14 protein-coding genes are annotated in these 18,333 nt (G+C 40.1%); 1 reads left to right on the forward strand and 13 read right to left on the reverse strand.

Annotated elements, in window-relative coordinates:
- Positions 1–458: 458 nt before the first annotated feature.
- The 11 genes from spoVK to spoVS all read right to left on the reverse strand — a co-directional run bounded on the left by spoVK (position 459) and on the right by spoVS (position 14,536).
- Positions 459–1,373, reverse strand: coding sequence for a stage V sporulation protein K (gene spoVK / locus NSU19_RS10785; RefSeq protein ID WP_232515765.1), 915 nt, complete (start codon positions 1,371–1,373; stop codon positions 459–461).
- 419 nt (positions 1,374–1,792) lie between these two features.
- Positions 1,793–2,020, reverse strand: coding sequence for an RNA chaperone Hfq (hfq, locus tag NSU19_RS10790; RefSeq protein ID WP_066246428.1), 228 nt, complete (start codon positions 2,018–2,020; stop codon positions 1,793–1,795).
- A gap of 30 nt (positions 2,021–2,050) precedes the next feature.
- The gene (miaA, locus tag NSU19_RS10795; protein ID WP_339196456.1) at positions 2,051–3,007 is read right to left on the reverse strand and encodes a tRNA (adenosine(37)-N6)-dimethylallyltransferase MiaA; all 957 of its coding nucleotides are present in this window, start codon (positions 3,005–3,007) and stop codon (positions 2,051–2,053) included.
- 226 nt (positions 3,008–3,233) lie between these two features.
- Positions 3,234–5,132, reverse strand: coding sequence for a DNA mismatch repair endonuclease MutL (gene mutL / locus NSU19_RS10800; protein WP_339196458.1), 1,899 nt, complete (start codon positions 5,130–5,132; stop codon positions 3,234–3,236).
- 9 nt (positions 5,133–5,141) lie between these two features.
- Entirely contained in the window at positions 5,142–7,760 is a 2,619-nt protein-coding gene (gene mutS, locus NSU19_RS10805) for a DNA mismatch repair protein MutS (RefSeq protein ID WP_327862727.1), read from the reverse strand.
- 562 nt (positions 7,761–8,322) lie between these two features.
- A complete protein-coding gene (gene cotE, locus NSU19_RS10810; protein ID WP_339196461.1) occupies positions 8,323–8,877 on the reverse strand; it encodes an outer spore coat protein CotE in 555 nt (184 codons plus the stop codon).
- Between the two features lie 242 nt (positions 8,878–9,119).
- Positions 9,120–9,545 carry a RicAFT regulatory complex protein RicA family protein gene (locus tag NSU19_RS10815; protein WP_063386735.1) on the reverse strand — a complete coding sequence of 142 codons (426 nt, stop codon included), beginning with the start codon at positions 9,543–9,545 and terminating at the stop codon, positions 9,120–9,122.
- Entirely contained in the window at positions 9,545–11,077 is a 1,533-nt protein-coding gene (miaB, locus tag NSU19_RS10820; protein ID WP_094246007.1) for a tRNA (N6-isopentenyl adenosine(37)-C2)-methylthiotransferase MiaB, read from the reverse strand. The genes NSU19_RS10815 and miaB overlap by 1 nt, the downstream gene beginning before the upstream one ends.
- 204 nt (positions 11,078–11,281) lie before the next feature.
- Positions 11,282–12,148 (reverse strand): 2-oxoacid:ferredoxin oxidoreductase subunit beta, encoded by an 867-nt coding sequence (locus tag NSU19_RS10825; RefSeq protein ID WP_063386733.1) that lies wholly within the window; start codon positions 12,146–12,148, stop codon positions 11,282–11,284.
- Entirely contained in the window at positions 12,149–13,906 is a 1,758-nt protein-coding gene (locus NSU19_RS10830; RefSeq protein ID WP_063386732.1) for a 2-oxoacid:acceptor oxidoreductase subunit alpha, read from the reverse strand.
- A 369-nt stretch (positions 13,907–14,275) separates the two neighbouring features.
- Positions 14,276–14,536, reverse strand: a complete 261-nt coding sequence (gene spoVS / locus NSU19_RS10835; protein WP_003181955.1) for a stage V sporulation protein SpoVS — start codon at positions 14,534–14,536, stop codon at positions 14,276–14,278.
- A 292-nt stretch (positions 14,537–14,828) separates the two neighbouring features.
- Between spoVS and NSU19_RS10840 the strand changes: the two genes are divergently transcribed.
- Positions 14,829–16,010: an IS701 family transposase gene (locus NSU19_RS10840; protein ID WP_339196464.1), complete on the forward strand. Its 1,182-nt coding sequence runs from the start codon at positions 14,829–14,831 to the stop codon at positions 16,008–16,010.
- A gap of 253 nt (positions 16,011–16,263) precedes the next feature.
- On the opposite strand, the gene NSU19_RS10845 is transcribed toward NSU19_RS10840, so the two are convergent.
- Positions 16,264–17,373 carry an IS4 family transposase gene (locus tag NSU19_RS10845; RefSeq protein WP_339196466.1) on the reverse strand — a complete coding sequence of 370 codons (1,110 nt, stop codon included), beginning with the start codon at positions 17,371–17,373 and terminating at the stop codon, positions 16,264–16,266.
- Between the two features lie 126 nt (positions 17,374–17,499).
- On the reverse strand, positions 17,500–18,294 hold the full coding sequence (locus NSU19_RS10850) for a TIGR00282 family metallophosphoesterase (protein ID WP_063386731.1): 795 nt from the start codon (positions 18,292–18,294) through the stop codon (positions 17,500–17,502).
- Positions 18,295–18,333: the final 39 nt, after the last annotated feature.

The raw sequence follows: 18,333 nt of genomic DNA on the forward strand, positions 1-18,333 counted from the left end.
AACAAAACGTACAGAGTTCAAATTCAAACCATCTTCAGCACACTTCAACACTAGAAACGTTGCTAAGTTCAAAATTAGGATACCAACTCCAATCATCCTTAGCGCACTTCAAGACTAGAAACGTTGCTAAGTTCAATGTCAGGACTCAACTAAATCATCTTCAGTATGCTTTAAAAACAGAAACGTATTGAGTCAAAATAAAGATTATCAAACTTAAATCATCAACGCACTTCAACACTAGAAAAACTTATTGAGTCAACGTTAAGAGTATCAAATTCTAATCGTTTCAGCCAATTAAAATGGCTGCCGTCATTCTTTTCTAAACTATGTGAGAAAAATAAACGAATTTGTGTAAATTATGTGCAGCAATGAAACAGGAGCTTTCTTCAAAGCCCATTTAAATAAAGATTTATCAATCAATTCTTTTCAATAATCAAGCAAAGCAGCCTAGGGGCTGCTTATACGTTTAATATTAAATCTTCTTCTTTTACAAGAAGCAAATCTTCCTTGCCAAACTTATCAGAAAGCAGGAGCCTCATTGCCTGTGCCCGTATAGATTTTTCGATAATGTTGCGAACATATCTTCCATTTGAAAAGTTCGTTGGGTGAGTCGCATATTTCACTTTTAGCAAATGCTCTTTCAATTTGCATTCAGCTCCATGGCTAAATCGATACTCTTTGTCCTTCATCATTAATTTTGCTATTTCCATCAGCTCATCGACTGAATAGTCTGGGAAATCAACTACAATCGGAAAACGGGATTCGAGTCCGGGATTTAAAGATAAAAAACGATCCATTTCCCTTGGATATCCGGCTAAAATTAACACAAAATCATGCTGTCTGTCTTCCATATGTTTGACAAGGGTGTCAATTGCTTCTTTTCCGAAATCTTTTTCTCCTCCTCGGGCTAAACTGTATGCTTCATCAATAAAAAGAATTCCGCCAAGTGACTTTTTGATCAAATCGCGCGTTTTTTGTGCTGTATGGCCGATATATTCACCTACTAAATCAGCCCGCTCCGCTTCAATTAAGTGCCCTTTCGATAAAACATTCATTTGGAAAAAAAGCTTTCCGATCAATCGCGCGATCGTTGTTTTTCCCGTTCCGGGATTCCCTTTAAACAGCATATGAAGCGCTTGCCTTCCGGTTTTTAACCCCTGTTCTTCTCTTTTTTTATTCACAAAAATCCATGCATATATTTCCTTTAATAATCTTTTCACTTCTTCCATTCCAACTAATGCGCCCATCTCCTGTTCAATCTCTTTTAATACACTGTGTTCGACAGCCGCTTTGGAAATGGAAAGATCATATGTCGCGATTTTTTCCTTTTTACCTTCAAGTTCAGTTTTGCTTTGTCCTAAGACAATATTCATTTGGCCGTTATTTTTGAAGGTGACCGCTCGCTCCACAGGCTTCACCTCATTTTTATATTTATCTTCTAAATTACATCTACTTTGTTTAAAGGAACATGTCATGGAAAAAGGTTGTTATTATTAATATTTATGCTGAAAGCCAAGTAGTACAAACCTTCTTTTCATCTATGTCTTAATAAAAACTAAGCAGTATTTTTCTGAAGCCTGGGTGGCTTGCGGCCTGGACAAGTACAGATTCCTAGGACAGGTTAGTTAAATATTAGCGAAGGGCAAAAATAACGACCATTCAAATTATCTGCGTTTAGCCGATAATTAGGAAAACATGGATTGAAGATAGAAAAATACCTGACATATCGGAACCGCTGCCACGAAACCTTTCCTTCTCATGAAAAAACCGGAGATCATCTCCGGTTTTTTCGTCATGCTTCAATGTCAATTTGTACATTTCTTTGCGGTGCAAATGTTGAGATCGCATGCTTGTAAATGAGCTGCTGTTTTCCCTCTGATTCGATGAGGACCGTAAAATTATCAAATGCTTTTACTTGTCCTCTAATTTGGAAACCGTTTAATAAAAACACGGTCACGTAAGTGCCATCTTTTCGTAACTGATTTAACACTTGATCTTGAATGTTTATCGGTTGCTTCATCATTCGTCCTCCTCATATCCTCTATATTTATTATTTCTTCTCAGAAAGAAGCTTTCCTGCTATATAATGAAAAATTTCACTAACTTTTTCTTCCATCGAGACAGGCGGAGTCATATCAAACCATTTGACATTCATTTTGTTTCGAAACCATGTTAGTTGCCTTTTCGCATATCTTCTTGTGTTTTTTTTCAACGTTTCAATTGCTTCTGCAAGAGAAGCCTTGCCATCAAAAAAATCGTATAATTCTTTATATCCAATCGCCTGCGCAGATTGTACACCGCGAACTCCAGAATCATACAGCGATTTTGCTTCTTCAATCAAACCTTCCTCAATCATTTCGTCAACTCTTTTATCAATGCGTTGATACAATACATCGCGGTCCATCGTAAGGCCGATAATGGCGGTATGATAGCGCTCATTTGCTTCATGCGCCTTTATATGCTCGCTCATTTTTTTTCCTGTTTTATAGAAAATTTCTAAAGCACGGATGACTCTCCTAGCATTGTTTGGATGAATTCGTTCTGCACTGTCAGGGTCGATTTCCTGTAAACGCTCGTATAATGCTAAATTCCCATGCTCATGCAAAAAATTTTCCAGTTCTTTTCTTATTTCAGGGTCAGATTGAATATCGGAAAATTGGTAATCATCATATAGAACCGCTTGAATGTACAAGCCTGTTCCCCCAACAATCATCGGCATTTTTCCGCGCTTTGTTATCGAGGCAATTGCTTTTCTCGCAAGCTCTTGAAACTCGGCAACGGAGAATTCTTCCGAAGGATTCTTTAAGTCAATTAAATGATGGGGGATTCCTTCCATTTCATGCTCTTTTATCTTTGCAGTTCCGATATCCATTCCTTTATAAATCTGCATGGAATCTCCGCTGATAATTTCACCGTTTAATTTTTTGGCTAATTCAATGCTTAGTTTCGTCTTTCCGACAGCTGTTGGGCCAATTAAAACAACAAGTCTATCCTTTTCTTCTTCCATATTGACCACACTTTCAAAAAATACTCACTGTTTCATCGTATCATGATTTTTAAGAAAACACCAATATATTATACCCTTTTTCATCATAGAGTATACTCTTTTCAATTGATTTCATATTATCTTTATACTGCTCTAATCCGAAAAAAACAACTTTTGTCCAATCATTGCTCCCATCTCCATTTACCTCATAACTTGACAACGATCTTTTACATGCAGCAGAAAACTATTACATAACCCTCTTAAACATTTTTTCCAGCTCATAGGTGGAAAAATGAATGATGATCGGCCGGCCATGAGGGCAAGTAAATGGATCTGACGCTTTTCTTAGCGATTCTAGCAACGCGAATATTTCTTCATTGTTTAAATATTGATTCGCTTTAATTGATCCTTTGCAGCTCATCATGATGGCTGCATCTTCTCTAAGCTTGTGGATATCCGTCTTTTTTTCATCAAGCACCTGCTGGATCAGCTCTTCAATAATTTCTTTTTCTTCACCTTGCGGAAACCATGTTGGATGAGATCGAATGATATAGGTGTTCGGTCCAAAATTCTCCAAAAACACTCCGACCTTTGCCAGCTCTTCTTTATGCTCTTCGATCACCATGACTTCATCAGAGGAAAAGCTCAGTGTAAGGGGAACAAGCATTTCCTGCACTTCGCTCGCCACTTCCCCAACTTTTTCGCGAAAATATTCATATTTGATTCTTTCTTGGGCAGCATGCTGATCGATTATATATAATCCTTTTTCATTTTGCGCCAAAATGTAAGTGCCGTGCATCTGTCCAATTGGATACATTGGAGGAACTCGGCTTTCATCCAACCTATTATTGTCCGAATCCTTCTCTTTATGTTCTTCGTTGTTATTTGGCAAATGCTCTTGTACTTCAGCTTCTCCATTGACAACTGGAGGTTCAGCTATTTTTTTAGAGGAAAAGGATTGTTGCTGCTCTTCATCCGCTCCTCTATGATCAATCGCATACAAATCATCTTCGTTCCATTGATTGTCAGCCGTTTTTGGTTGAAACGTCCATACTGGATCCTGTTTTTCCTTATTGATCAGATGTTCAAATTGGATCTCCTGCTGCACGTTTACCGGGTGCTCTTTTTTCTTTTTGACTGTATCAGAGGTTGGGATAAGCTCTTTTTTCTTAAATGCATCCTGGATGCCTTTTGCGATGACTTCAAATAATTCCGCTTCTTTGCTGATTCTGACCTCCAGTTTGGCAGGATGAACATTTACGTCCACTAAGATCGGATCCATTTCAATATGAAGATAGACGACCGGAAAACGCCCTATAGGCAGGAGCGTATGGTACCCTTCTTCCACCGCCTTCGTAATGGAATGATTTTTAATAAATCTCCCGTTGATCATCGTAGAAATATAGTTTTTGGATGCTCTTGTCACTTCCGGCAACGATAAATAGCCGCGTATGTCAAAATCAAGCGAACGGAAATGGACCGGAAACATTTTTTTCGCAATGGGAACCCCGTAAATCGCTGCAAGAACTTGCCGTACATCTCCTTTGCCGTTCGTATATAGAAGCCGTCGGCCGTTATGCGTAAATTTAAACGATATGTTTGGATAGCTCAGCGCAAGACGATTGACTATGTCGGTTATTCTCCCAAGCTCCGTATTCAAGCTTTTCATATACTTCAATCGCGCCGGCGTATTGAAAAACAGGTTCGTGACCGTAATGTCCGTTCCTTTTCGACTTGATGCTGTCTCTTTTGCTGTTACCTTCCCGCCGATTAAAGTAATTTTCGTCCCGGGTTTATCCCCAGTGCTAGTTTTCATTTCCAGATGAGAAACGGCGGCAATCGAAGGCAGCGCTTCGCCTCGGAAGCCGAGAGTTCGGATGCGGAATAAATCCGCTTCATCTTTAATTTTGCTTGTTGCATGCCGCTTAAACGCCTTTTCGCAATCATCTGGCTCCATTCCGTCCCCATTGTCCACGACGCGAATTTTGCTCAAACCGCCTTCTTCCGCCTCAATTTCAATCACTGTGCTGTTTGCATCAATCGCATTTTCGACTAGTTCTTTCACAACAGAAGCCGGCCGCTCCACGACTTCCCCAGCGGCAATTTTGTTGGATAAACTAGCATCCATAAGGATGATTTTTCCCATCATCATCACCTATTTCAATTTCTTTTGGATGTCATACAGTGTGTTTAATGCTTCAAGAGGCGTCATATCCAATAGATCTAAGGAAGAAATGATGGAGAGCACCTCTTTTTCCTTTGATGAAAGCTTTTTCCCTGCCGGCTCTTTTTTCTTCTCTGCTATTTCATCGCCGAATAAAGAAAGCTGGCTTGGCTCCGCAGAATATTCGATGCTCGGTTCCACCGAATGCTCGATGACGGATGGTGTATATTTCTCTTTCTGATTGTCTCCTTCGAGCTTGCTCAATATTTCTTTTGCCCTTTGGATAAGAATTTCAGGAAGCTCCGCAAGCTCAGCAACATGAATTCCGTAGCTTTGATCAGCCGCCCCTTCATCCACTTTATGGAGAAAAACAACCTTTCCGTTTTCCTCTATTGCCTTAACATGGACGTTCTGCACATTTTGCAATTCATCTCCGAGCACGGTTAATTCGTGATAATGGGTCGAGAACAATGTTTTGGCTCCGATGTGGTCGTGAATGTATTCGATTATCGCTTGAGCAAGCGCCATGCCGTCATATGTCGATGTCCCGCGCCCGATTTCATCAAATAAAATCAAGCTTTGATTCGTGGCATGTACAATCGCATTTTTGGCTTCCAGCATTTCCACCATAAACGTACTTTGCCCTGATACTAAATCGTCAGCCGCTCCAATTCTAGTAAAAATTTGGTCAAAGATCGGCAGAACCGCTTCGCTGGCAGGGACAAAGCAGCCGATTTGCGCCAAAACAGCCGTTAAAGCAATTTGCCGCATGTACGTACTTTTTCCTGACATGTTTGGACCGGTGATTAAAAGAATGTTTCTTCCTTCTTTCATCCAGCAATCATTCGGAACATAGTTTTCGGATTCCATCACTTTTTCTACGACTGGATGACGACCGTCTTTTATGTAAAGCTCGGAGTCGGAAAAGGACGGTTTCGTATAATGTCGTTCTTCGCTGATTACAGCAAAGCATTGCAGGCAGTCAAGCTCGGCAATCTTTTTAGCCAAGAGCTGCAATCTAGGAATATATTGCTTTACTTCGTCGCGAATTTGCACGAACAATTCATACTCAAGATCAACGATTTTTTCTTCCGCTTCTAAAATCAACGCTTCTTTCTCTTTCAGCTCTGGTGTCACATAACGTTCGGCATTGGCCAACGTCTGTTTCCGTTCATATCTTCCTTCATCCAAAAGATGAAGATTCGCTTTCGTTACTTCAATATAATATCCAAACACTTTGTTGTAGCCGATTTTAAGCGATTTAATTCCTGTCAGCTCTCTTTCTCTTTTTTCCAGCTCTGCTATCCACGTTTTTCCGTTTCTCGCTGCATCTCTGTAGCGATCCAATTCTTCGTTAAATCCGTCCTTAATGATGTTCCCCTCTTTGACTGAAATCGGCGGGTTTTCGATGATCGCTTTTTGAAGCAACTCCTTCAAGCTTTCACAAGGATCAATTTCTTTTTTTATTTGCTCCGAATCAGCAATTCCTAACGAAGCAACGATTGAGCGGATCTCAGGAATTTTTTCAAGCGACTTTTTCAATTGAATCAGATCTCTTGCGTTTGCATTTCCGAACGCAATTTTTCCCGACAGTCTTTCTAAGTCGTATACTTCCTTCAGCAATTCCCTTAGTTCTTCTCTTTCGATATAGCGGTCGATCAACATTCCAACGATATTTTGCCGCTTTTCAATTTCTTTTTTGTCAATAAGCGGACGGTCAATCCATTGCTTCAGCAGACGCGCGCCCATAGCTGTTTTCGTCTCATCTAACAGCCAAAGAAGGGAGCCTTTTTTTCCTTTCGACCGAATCGTCTCGGTCAGCTCCAAATTTCTTTTCGAGTACATATCAATTTTTAAATATTGATTTAATTGATAAAACTCCACCTTTTGCAAATGCTCAAGCGTCCGTTTTTGCGTCCGTTCTAAATAGTTGTATAGCCTTGCAAACGTTATTTTCAGCCGCTGATCTTGCAAATGTCCTGCAATGCTGTCTAATTTTTCAAGATAAGCTGCGTCTTTTTCAATCGAAAATGTCACAGGCTGTCTTTCTAATATCATTTTTTTTAGTTTCTCAGGAAAATCATCTGCCACTACAATTTCTTTCACTTGGCGGGAATAAAGCTCTCCCAAGCAGTCCTCCATTGTGGAGAGAAGGGTGACATATGATTCCCCTGTCGTAATATCTGTCAAAGCTAAGCCGAAAAGCGCTTCAAAGACCGTAACGGAAGCAATATATTGGTTGTCTTTCTCGCCTAGCCCTTTTCCTTCCATTAATGTCCCTGGTGTAATGAGCTGAACGACTTCCCGTTTCACAACACCTTTTGCTTGTTTCGGATCTTCTGTTTGTTCACAAATCGCCACCTTATAGCCCTTTTCAATGAGCTGTTCGATGTAGCTTGAGGCTGAGTGATACGGCACCCCGCACATCGGGATTCTTTCCTCGCCCCCGCCATCACGGCTTGTTAACGTAATTTCCAATTCTTGAGAAGCCTTGATGGCATCCTCAAAAAACATTTCATAAAAATCGCCTAAACGAAAAAATAAAAAGGCATCCTGATAGTCTGCCTTGATGTTTAAATATTGCTGTATCATTGGCGTGTATTGTGCCATGTTCATCCCCCGACTGTATGTAAAAGTTAACATCTTTTATTATAGCACAAACTCTTTATTCCGAAAAAAACTTATTCGCTCAAATAACCTATGACAAAACAATAAAACTAAAAAGCACGTACATGATTATTCGCAAATTTGTTTATTGCTTCAACCTTTGACATAAATGTTCATGATTAATGGCGGATTTGTTTATTCCTTTAAACTTTTGACATAAAAAATTAAGAAGCAGGTGCGCGGTTATCGCAAATTAGTTTTTTCCGTTAAACCTTTGACATAAAAAAACTAGGAAGCAAGGGCACGATTATTCGTAGATTGTTTATTCCGTCAAACATTTGCCGAAAAAACAAGGAACCCAGCGAGCGATTATCGCAAAATTAGTTTTTCCCGTCAAATCTTTGACATAAAAAACAGGAAGCAAGGGCACGATTATTCGCAGATTATTTATTCCGTCAAACATTTGACTAAAAAACAAGGAAACCAGTGCGCGATTATCGCAAATTAGTTTTTTCCATCAAATCTTTGACATAAAAAACTAGGAAGCAGCCCTCCTAGTTTTTCATTATTCTTCTGGTTCACCTTCTAAAAGCTCTGGCGTCAAATCTTCTATTTCATCCTCTAAATCCTCTTCCCAATCATCCCATTCCTCATCGGATTCAGACAAGTTGCTAGGATGGACGGAGACGACCACTTTCGTTTCTCCGATGACCTCTGCTAAAAATTCTCTTTCTACTTGAACCACAATGTTTTCGCCGTTTGGAGAAATGGTGACTTCCAGACAATTCGGCTGCTGCAAAACACGGGCAACCACTTCGTTCTCGTCATCTAAATAGTTGTCATCTTTATATCGTAATTTTAACACATCTGTATACTTGACACGCTCTGTAACTACTTCTGTTTTCGTATTTTCATCAAATGAATACCAAACGTTAATATCATATGTTCCCTCGATTTCAACTGTTTTCCCCCGTTTTTGCGCATCATATTTATGGTTAATAATCCAACCACCCAAAATACTTGCTGGTTTCTTCTCAGGACTAATCGTATGTGTTGCTTGAGTAAACTTTCGACCTTTTGCTACTACCGCTTTCGTTATGATTTCCCTATATTCTGCCATTTGCCAAACCCTCCTCAAAACGATCGTAAAAAGATTTTCGCTAGGACAAGCTCGATATTTTCATAAATCCTTCTAGTTCATTCTATGCATGAGCCAGAAAATATGTACCAAAAATTAAAAAAGACGCTGACGCGTCTTTAAACAAAATGAGGGAGGGTTGGCCGAAATCATAGAAATACCGATTGTTCATAAGCTCAAACGGTTTTTATTTTTTCAAAAATAGCCTGAAAACCTTAATACGATTAATGGCAAGATCCATGTTTATTCCGAATTTGGGCGCCTGTTTCACCCGTTAACAGATTACCTCCAGTTGAACGAATAATTTCATTTGTCACATGGTTTGAAATTGTATTCGCTACTAATTGAAGAAGATCGTTAACTTCAATTTGCGATTCTTTAAATTGCTGGACGATCGGAATTTGATCTAATTCTTCATACAGGCTGTCAATTTTCTCCTCCACTTGTTTGAGAGCTTCATGCTTTCCGAAATGCTGAAAATTGACGGCTTGTTTTTGCAGGCTTTTAATGCTGGCAATCATTTCCCGAACTTTTTGATTTTCGTTAATTTGTTCTTCCGCTTTTTTAAAGAAGTCAACTTGCTCTGTTTCGGCTATCATTTGCGCCAGTTCTTTTGCCTTTTCTAAAATATCGTCTTTCGTATACGCCATTACAATGTCACCCCAATTTGCTCTTCCACCATTTCTCCATCAAGAGTCCAGGTTTTGGCTTTTGTAATTTTTACTTTTACAAGCTGACCAATCGCCGATTTCGGACCTTTAAAGTTAACTAGTTTATTTTTTCTCGTATACCCTGCCAAAATGTCAGGATTGTTTTTGCTCTCGCCTTCAACTAATACCTCAACGACTTTGCCTTCATATTCTTTCATTTTTTGGGCGGAAATTTCGTTGACTAATGCATTTAATCGCTGCAGCCGCTCTTTTTTCACTTCCATCGGGACATTATCTTTCATTTTAGCAGCAGGCGTTCCTTCCCGAGGCGAATAAATGAACGTATAGGCACTGTCAAAGCCGACTTCGCGATAGAGGGAGAGTGTTTCTTCAAACTGCTCATCCGTCTCATTTGGAAAGCCGACAATGATATCAGTCGTTAACGAAACGTTTGGAATCGCCTTTTTAATTTTTTGCACTAATTCTAAATACTGTTCGCGCGTATATTTGCGTGCCATCAATTTCAATATTTCCGAGCTGCCTGACTGCACCGGAAGATGGATATGATCGACAAGGTTGCCACCTTTGGCCAAAACTTCAATTAAACGGTCGTCAAAATCTTTCGGGTGACTTGTGGTAAAACGAATTCTGGCGATATCGATTTTTCGAAGCTCGTCCATTAAATCGCCTAGGCCGTATTTGATATCGTCAAAATCTTTCCCGTAGGCATTTACGTTTTGACCAAGTAACGTGATTTCTTTATACCCTTGCGCTGCAAGGTGGCGAACTTCTTGAATAATATCCTCCGGTCTGCGGCTCCGTTCTTTGCCTCGAGTGTACGGAACAATGCAATACGTGCAAAATTTGTCGCAGCCGTACATAATATTGACCCAAGCTTTAATATTTCCTTTCCGGACTTTCGGAAGGTTTTCAATCACATCGCCTTCTTTTGACCAAACCTCCACGACCATTTCCTTCGACATGTACGCTTCATTCAACAAATGCGGAAGGCGGTGAATGTTGTGTGTTCCAAAAATTAAATCAACATATTGGTACTGCTTTAAAATTTTGTTGACAACAGATTCCTCTTGGGACATGCAGCCGCAAACACCTAAGATAAGATCCGGCTTTTCCATTTTGAGCGGCTTCAAATGCCCAATTTCCCCAAATACTTTGTTTTCAGCGTTTTCCCTGATCGCACATGTGTTTAACAAAATAACATCAGCATCTTCTGTGCTGTCAGTCGGCTTATATCCGAGCTGCATAAAAATACCGGCCATCACTTCCGTATCATGTTCATTCATTTGACATCCGTATGTGCGAATATAAAACTTTCTGCCTTCTCCCATTCCTTTTAAATGTTCAGGAATGACAAAATCTTTATGGTATTTCACTTCTTCTTTTCCGCGCTTTTTCGCATCTTTTAAAGAAGGCGGAATGTAAACACGCTCGAAATACTTACTGTAATCCTTCTCGGATTTTTTGTCCGAAGGATTCACAAACGTGGTTGCTAATCGTTGTTTTTCATTCATGGCGCATTACTCCTTCATGTTTAAAAGTGTACACTGTTTTATAGTATATCGTGTTAAGTAGCAGAACACAATATTGCACCATTATTTTATAATAAAGACACTTTTTTTTTAAAATTTTCGATACAAGATTTCTAGAAATAAGCTAAAAGTAGATTTCTTCCTTTAACAATTGAAATCAAAAAAAGAGAGAGGGGAACCCCTCTCCTACATAAACTCTGCTACTAATTCGTCAAATTTTTCTTTGCTAAGTTTCAGTTCAGCTTTTGCAAGCGGCACTTCGCCGAATCCTGGAACAAGCTCTTCATATGGTTTTTGTTCTTTATTTTGATAAATAAGACCTGTTACAAGACCGTTATATTCCATTAACGTTTGCATGGCAAGTTTTTTGTCAGAAGGATCATATCCTTCAATATCTTTCAGCTTTGTTAAATTCTCTTTAAACCAGTCGTATGTGTTCACTTTGTTATAAGTAACGCAAGGACTGAACACGTTGATAAAGGAAAAGCCTTTATGCTGAATTGCTTGTTCGATCAAGGAAGTTAAATCTTTTAAATCTGTCGAAAAGCTTTGCGCAACAAACGTAGCACCTGCTGTTAACGCCAATTCCATTACGGACAGCGGAGATTCAATTGAACCTTGCGGGGTGCTTTTTGTTTTAAAACCGACATCACTTCTTGGGGACGTTTGTCCTTTTGTTAACCCGTAAATTTGGTTGTCCATCACAATATACGTAATGTCGATATTTCTTCTCATCGAATGAATGGTATGCGCCGTACCAATAGCAAACCCATCGCCGTCACCGCCAGCTGCTATGACCGTTAAATCTTGGTTCGCCATTTTTACGCCTTGTGCGATCGGCAGCGCACGACCGTGAATTCCATGGAAGCCGTAAGAATATATATAACCTGAAATCCTTCCTGAGCATCCAATTCCGGAAATGACTGCAAGCTGATGCGGTTCCAAACCGACATTAGCCGCTGCCCTCTGTATAGCTGCTTGAACCGAGAAATCGCCGCAACCCGGACACCAATTCGGTTTGACATTGTTGCGAAAATCTTTAAAAGTGGCCATTTAGAACAACACTCCTTGTTTTGTGAACTCCTTGCTTTGCGTATAAATTTCATTCGGCAGGAACGGGTTTCCGTCATATTTTAATAGAGATTGAATTTTGTCAGCAAATCCGACATTCATTTTTATAAGATTTGCTAATTGTCCTGTTGCATTATGCTCCACAACGATGACTTGTTTAGCCTTTTCAATGAGCGGGCGAATTTCCTCTTTCGGGAATGGATGAATGAGACGGATGTGCGCATGGTTCACTTTCACTCCGTCTTCTTCTAGACGTTCCATCGCTTCCTCAATGGCCCCTCTTGTCGAAATGTAGCCGATGAACAAAATATCCGGCTCTTCATGCTTGTCATTTTTATGAACTTTATTGTTGAACTCTATTTGTTCTAATTTGCGAAGCCGTTTTTCCATTTGCGCCTTTCTGTTTGCGGCAGCTTCCGAAGGTTTTCCGGTTTCATCGTGCTCAACACCTGTCACATGGTGGATGCCGTTTTTCATTCCAGGAATCACTCGCGGCGATATACCGTCTTCTGTTATTTCATAGCGTTTGAAATACCCTTGATTGCCTGCTTCCGGAACTAATTCTTCATTTAATAGTTTTCCGCGCCGAATTTGGATAGATTCATAGGAAAGAGGTTCAACCGTTTGCTTACCAAGAGAAAGCTGCAAATCAGAAAGTACAATCACAGGGCATTGGTACTCTTCCGCTAAGTTAAACGCCTCAACCGTATCATAAAATGCTTCTTCCACCGTACTCGGTGCAATAACAATTTTTGGTATCTCTCCATGTGTTCCGTAAATCATAGCCATTAAATCCGATTGCTCCTGCTTAGTTGGAAGTCCAGTGCTCGGACCACCGCGCTGTGTATCAACTATGACTAGCGGAGTTTCCGTCATGCCTGACAGACCGATCGATTCCATCATTAATGATAAACCAGGACCAGCAGAGGAAGTAAATGCCCTAGCGCCAGCATAGTTGGCTCCAATCGCCATTGTGGCTGCAGCGATTTCGTCTTCCGTCTGAATGACAGCTCCTCCTAAATCTGGAAGCTTTTTAATCAAATATTCCATAATTTCCGAAGCGGGAGTAATCGGATAGGCAGCCATAAAGCGTGCACCAGCGGCAATCGCACCTAGAGCGATGGCGTCGTTTCCAATCATGAACATCCGCTTTTGACCATCAGCTTTTTCCAAATAAAGATCTGAACGGTCAAACCCTAATTCTTCTTTTAAATATTGGGCGCCTTTTCTAATCGCCTCCATGTTGTTTAAGACGACTTGTTCGCCTTTTCTTCCGTAAGTGTCTTGTACAACTTCCTGAAATAATGACGGGTCAAGATTCAAAATTGCGCTTGTTGCACCGATTGCAACCATGTTCTTCATTAAAGATGTTCCCAGCTCTGAAGCGATTTCCGTAAAAGGTACTGAATATAAGGAAACATTGCTTCCTTCAGGGATTTTCGGTCCAAACTTTGCATCGGCAAGAATAACTCCGCCGTCCCGCAATTCGTGAAAATTAAAATCGATCGTTTCTTGGTCAAAAGCAACAAGAATATCTAAATCATCGCTTATCGTTCGAACTTTCTTCGTGCTGACACGAATTTTATTGTTTGTATGTCCCCCTTTAATTCGTGAAGAAAAGTGGCGGTATCCATATAGGTAATAACCAAGCCGGTTGAGCGTAATTGCAAAGACTTCTCCTGTACTTTCGATTCCTTCTCCTTGCTGCCCACCGACTTTCCATGAGAGTTGGTTTACCATTTCTATGTTACACTCCTTTGGATCTAAAATATCTTTATCATTTCCGGTATTTTAGAGGCCCACTGCCCTGCCGAAAAGTCTATGATGATGAATTATGCTATTTTTAGCCATAATAACCTTGTTCTGGCAGCAAAACCACCATACCTTAAAATTTTTGGGATAATCCTAAACGATTTCAATTTTATCCCTAAATAATCAAAATTACAAGTTTAAATGCTTGTAATGACAAAAAATTTTAAATATTCACCATACTTCATTTCTGTATAATGAAATTATAATAAAACCGATAAATATTATCAACATTTTAAGCAAAAAACAGTCTGCAACCGATAAGGAGTGCAGACTGTTTAGCTAATTTATTTAAACATGTTATCTCGGCTCAACAATCAATTTAATGGCTGTTCGTTCTTCACCGTCTATTTGAATATCTGTAAATGCCGGAATACAAATTAAGTCAACACCACTCGGAGCTACAAATCCTCTTGCTATCGCTACCGCTTTTACAGCTTGATTCAATGCTCCAGCTCCAATCGCTTGAATTTCGGCGGCTCCACGCTCCCTCAGCACCCCTGCTAGCGCTCCGGCGACAGAATTCGGATTAGATTTTGCTGAAACTTTTAATATTTCCATTTCCTAGTTCCCCCTTCATTTTTTACAATGGTTCGTGAAAATTTATTGGAACAAATGCTGTTAGATGCATTGTTCAAAAGACCCATCACCTCTTGAACAATTGGTTCCATCCCATAGTTACTATATTCCCTAAAGTTTAGCAGTATTCCTGCTTATTTTTAATTTTTTTTACAGTAGATGAGCAAAATCACTAACATAAATTTACATCGAAACAAAAAAGGAGACATGAACCCGATTCCTTGGTTAGAATAGATGTGCCAACAAACCATTCACACAAGGAGGTTCATGTCTCATGAATAGATTAGCACATCATCAAGGAATCCACAAGTTTTTCACGATGTTGGGGTTGGCACTTTATTTTTCAAAACCTGTCATGAAGCATCTCGTTCATATTATCGATGCGCTGACAACGAAAGGATTTGTGGGAACCTTGACCGATCTGCATCATGAGAGCTTTCATCCCAACCATCGAACGACACTGAGCCATTTTTTCACGAAAAGCCCTTGGGATGAAGAAATCTTGCTTCGCAAACTCCAGCAGTGGATGCTTCGTCATGTGGAACGAACGGCCAAGCGAAAGAATCACCCCATTTTTGTTTCGATCGATGATACGATCTGCCGAAAAACGAAGCCTTCGTCACAGGCGAAACACGCTATTGAAGGGTGTAATTGGCATTATTCTCACGCGGACAAAAAGTCGATTTGGGGACACTCTCTCGTCTGGCTCATGGTTCATACGATGACGCAAGCCTTTCCCTTTGCGTTTCGCCTCTACGACAAGGCGGATGGGAAAAGCAAGGGTCAATGGGCCATCGAGATGCTTTCTTCTTTGGATGTGCACGGTTCTGTTTATGTGCTGATGGATTCTTGGTACCCATCGAAAACACTCGTGGAAGCCTGCCTGAAAAAAGGATTCCACGTCATTGCGATGCTCAAGACGAATCGGGTTCTTTATCCAAAAGGCATCGCCATCCAAGCCAAACAGTTTGCCCGCTATATCGAACCGAACGACACCCATCTCGTCACGGTGGGAGAAGAGCGTTATCGCGTGTATCGCTACGAGGGAGCGCTGAAAGGTCTCGATGATGCCGTTGTGTTGTTGGCTTGGAAAGCCGATCAGCCGATGACACCTGAACATCTTCACTGCGTCTTGAGCACCGACCGGGAGCTAAGCGATGAAGAGATCTTGCGCTACTATGCCCAGCGTTGGTCGATCGAATGCTTTTTTCGACAAGCGAAAGACCAGCTGAAGCTCGATGGGTACCGCGTTCGTCAACGTCGGGCGGTGAAACGGTATTGGATCTTGGTGCAACTCGCTTATGTGTACAGTATGGTCGAATCCAACAGCGATTTCTCTACCGGGCTTGACTTCCTTCGAAAGAAGAAAGGACATAGCCTCGTGGAGTTTATTTACGATGCAGCGAAACAAGATATTCCCATTGATGTCGTTAAAAAACAGCTTCATGTGGCATAAGGGGTACTCCGTTTGTCTCTTTTTACATGGTAATTATTGTAATGAAAATTGCTCAACTACAGTTTTTTTTATTTAATTTCAGTAGCGTTGCATAAAAAATAAAAACATTTTATGCAGAATTTTCTGAATAAAATATTTTATGATAAACGAAAAACAAGGCAGTAACCAACTAAAGGTGATCACTATCCATTTGGTAATAAATGTATTTGTTTTATTGTTACATGGCTACTGCGCTTCGCCGACTTTTTTCAACTCATTCCCGTTGAATTCGTTCCACCCACACGGTACTTGGTTTCCAAAGAAAAACGCGAAGCCAACGATAAATCTGGGTGAGAGAATGTTTCGATTTCATTTCAAGTTGAATAAGAATGAGTAAACAGTAAGAAATCAGAGCTAAGTAAACCTGATTTTCTACAGCTTCTGGACTCGTTCCATAAAGATGTTTGAGTGTTAAACGTTGCTTAATCCACTTAAAAAATAGTTCAATGGCCCATCGAGAACGATAGATATCACCAAGTTCTTCTGGATCTAGGTCGAATCGGTTCGTAATGATTCGAATTCGATTCCCGTCCGAATCGAATGTTTCGATTAATCGAAACACATTTTCCGTTCGTTTTTGTGGTGTCCCAATGACCATCATCGAATCAGATAAAATAGAGGAATTGGATGGGACAGAGAACGATTCAAGAAATCGAACATAGGCATTCTTTTTCAGACGGGAGGCGAAAAAGAGGCCTTTATCACAGTAATAATCGAACTTTTCGTAGTCTACATAACCACGATCAAACACGTACATGGCATCTGTTTCGTCGATCAGTTGTTCCATTTGTGTTCGATCATTGTTCCCTGCTGGGGTCATGACCATTTTTTCCGGATAAACCGTATCTTCATTGACAAACACCAGTCGTAAATGAACCTTAATTCCCGACTTCGTTTTGCGAAACGTAGCCCATTGATATTTTTTCAGATTCAGTGAAATGGTCGTAGAATCCACGATTTTTAAGCCACTCACCTGACTGGAGGAATTCGTGGACATCTGGCGGATTTGATTCACTAAATCCAGAAAGATTTCTGCGAGCAATTCGGGTTTTACTTGGCGATGTTTTCGAGAAAGTTGTGAAGCACTAATAGATGTCAATCCTAATTCTCGCTGAAAATCATCCAGTAACGCATCATCGGCGATGGCGCGCAGTCCTTCTCGTTGTTGAAGTTGAGCATGCAAAAACAAAAGTAAATACGCTTTTGTGGTTAATTTTTTCGTATATTTATCTTGTTTCATCTCTTCAATTCTTTGTGTAAATTTAACAGAATTGAGAGGAGTGACCCATTTACCAAATGAAGAAAATAGTGTATCCTTGTCCATAGGCTTCATCCTTTATATTGGATTTGGACAGGGACCACCTGTACCATCCATTATAAAGGATTTTTTTATGGACTTTTTTCAATTCAGAATTTTCGAATTAAATTAATGCAACGCTAGTGATTTAATTTATTCAAAATAAACGTGATCATCATTGATTAATATTCGTTTGATCGATTTCGCTTTGCCGGTTCCTTCCTCAATTTCCACTAATACGGCATTCAATTGTCCTCTGCCTTCATTGATTTCAAACCGAACAGGGAGATTCGTTAAAAATTTTTTTAATACTGCTTCCCTGTCAACTCCTAAAATACCGTCATATGGTCCTGTCATCCCGACATCGGTAATAAATGCCGTTCCTTTATCTAAAATTCTTTCATCGGCAGTTTGAACGTGTGTATGAGTGCCAACCACTGCGGAAACTTTCCCATCCAAATACCAGCCCATCGCTTGTTTTTCGCTTGTTGCTTCCGCATGAAAATCAACAAAAATATATGGAGTTCTTTTCTTCGCTTCTTGAATCAATTCATCCGCTTTCCGAAAAGGGCAATCGATTGCCGGCAAAAATGTTCTTCCCTGGAGGTTTATGACTGCAAGCTCTTTTCCATCCGCTTCCACGTACACGATTCCTTTTCCTGGTGTGCCTTCAGGAAAGTTAGCCGGTCGAACCAACGCTTTTGCTTCATCGATAAATTCAAAAATTTCTTTTTTATCCCAAGTATGGTTGCCCATTGTCACTGCCTGAACTCCCAATGAAAGAAGCTTCTGGTAAATTTTCATAGTTATTCCTTTGCCATGTGCAGAATTTTCACCATTGACAATTGTTACTTCAGGATTATATTTTTTCTTCAGCTTCGGCAAATATTGTTCAACCATTTCTCTCCCTTTTGCTCCTACCACATCGCCTACAAATAAAACTTTCATGATGAATTCCTTTCTAAATGTTTATTATATAGTTTTGCA

The organism is Aeribacillus sp. FSL k6-2211, from assembly GCF_037966125.1.
GTDB classification, from domain to species: Bacteria; Bacillota; Bacilli; order Bacillales; family Aeribacillaceae; genus Aeribacillus; species Aeribacillus composti.

What these genes read in the sequence shown, in the direction of transcription:
- cotE (WP_339196461.1), bottom strand. Translation starts at nt 8,877, where the DNA reads ATGGCAGAATATAGGGAAATCATAACGAAAGCGGTAGTAGCAAAAGGT.
- miaB (WP_094246007.1), bottom strand. Translation starts at nt 11,077, where the DNA reads ATGAATGAAAAACAACGATTAGCAACCACGTTTGTGAATCCTTCGGAC.
- mutS (WP_327862727.1), bottom strand. Translation starts at nt 7,760, where the DNA reads ATGGCACAATACACGCCAATGATACAGCAATATTTAAACATCAAGGCA.
- mutL (WP_339196458.1), bottom strand. Translation starts at nt 5,132, where the DNA reads ATGGGAAAAATCATCCTTATGGATGCTAGTTTATCCAACAAAATTGCC.
- hfq (WP_066246428.1), bottom strand. Translation starts at nt 2,020, where the DNA reads ATGAAGCAACCGATAAACATTCAAGATCAAGTGTTAAATCAGTTACGA.
- NSU19_RS10840 (WP_339196464.1), top strand. Translation starts at nt 14,829, where the DNA reads ATGAATAGATTAGCACATCATCAAGGAATCCACAAGTTTTTCACGATG.
- NSU19_RS10850 (WP_063386731.1), bottom strand. Translation starts at nt 18,294, where the DNA reads ATGAAAGTTTTATTTGTAGGCGATGTGGTAGGAGCAAAAGGGAGAGAA.
- NSU19_RS10815 (WP_063386735.1), bottom strand. Translation starts at nt 9,545, where the DNA reads ATGGCGTATACGAAAGACGATATTTTAGAAAAGGCAAAAGAACTGGCG.
- miaA (WP_339196456.1), bottom strand. Translation starts at nt 3,007, where the DNA reads ATGGAAGAAGAAAAGGATAGACTTGTTGTTTTAATTGGCCCAACAGCT.
- spoVK (WP_232515765.1), bottom strand. Translation starts at nt 1,373, where the DNA reads ATGAATATTGTCTTAGGACAAAGCAAAACTGAACTTGAAGGTAAAAAG.
- NSU19_RS10830 (WP_063386732.1), bottom strand. Translation starts at nt 13,906, where the DNA reads ATGGTAAACCAACTCTCATGGAAAGTCGGTGGGCAGCAAGGAGAAGGA.
- NSU19_RS10825 (WP_063386733.1), bottom strand. Translation starts at nt 12,148, where the DNA reads ATGGCCACTTTTAAAGATTTTCGCAACAATGTCAAACCGAATTGGTGT.
- NSU19_RS10845 (WP_339196466.1), bottom strand. Translation starts at nt 17,373, where the DNA reads ATGGACAAGGATACACTATTTTCTTCATTTGGTAAATGGGTCACTCCT.
- spoVS (WP_003181955.1), bottom strand. Translation starts at nt 14,536, where the DNA reads ATGGAAATATTAAAAGTTTCAGCAAAATCTAATCCGAATTCTGTCGCC.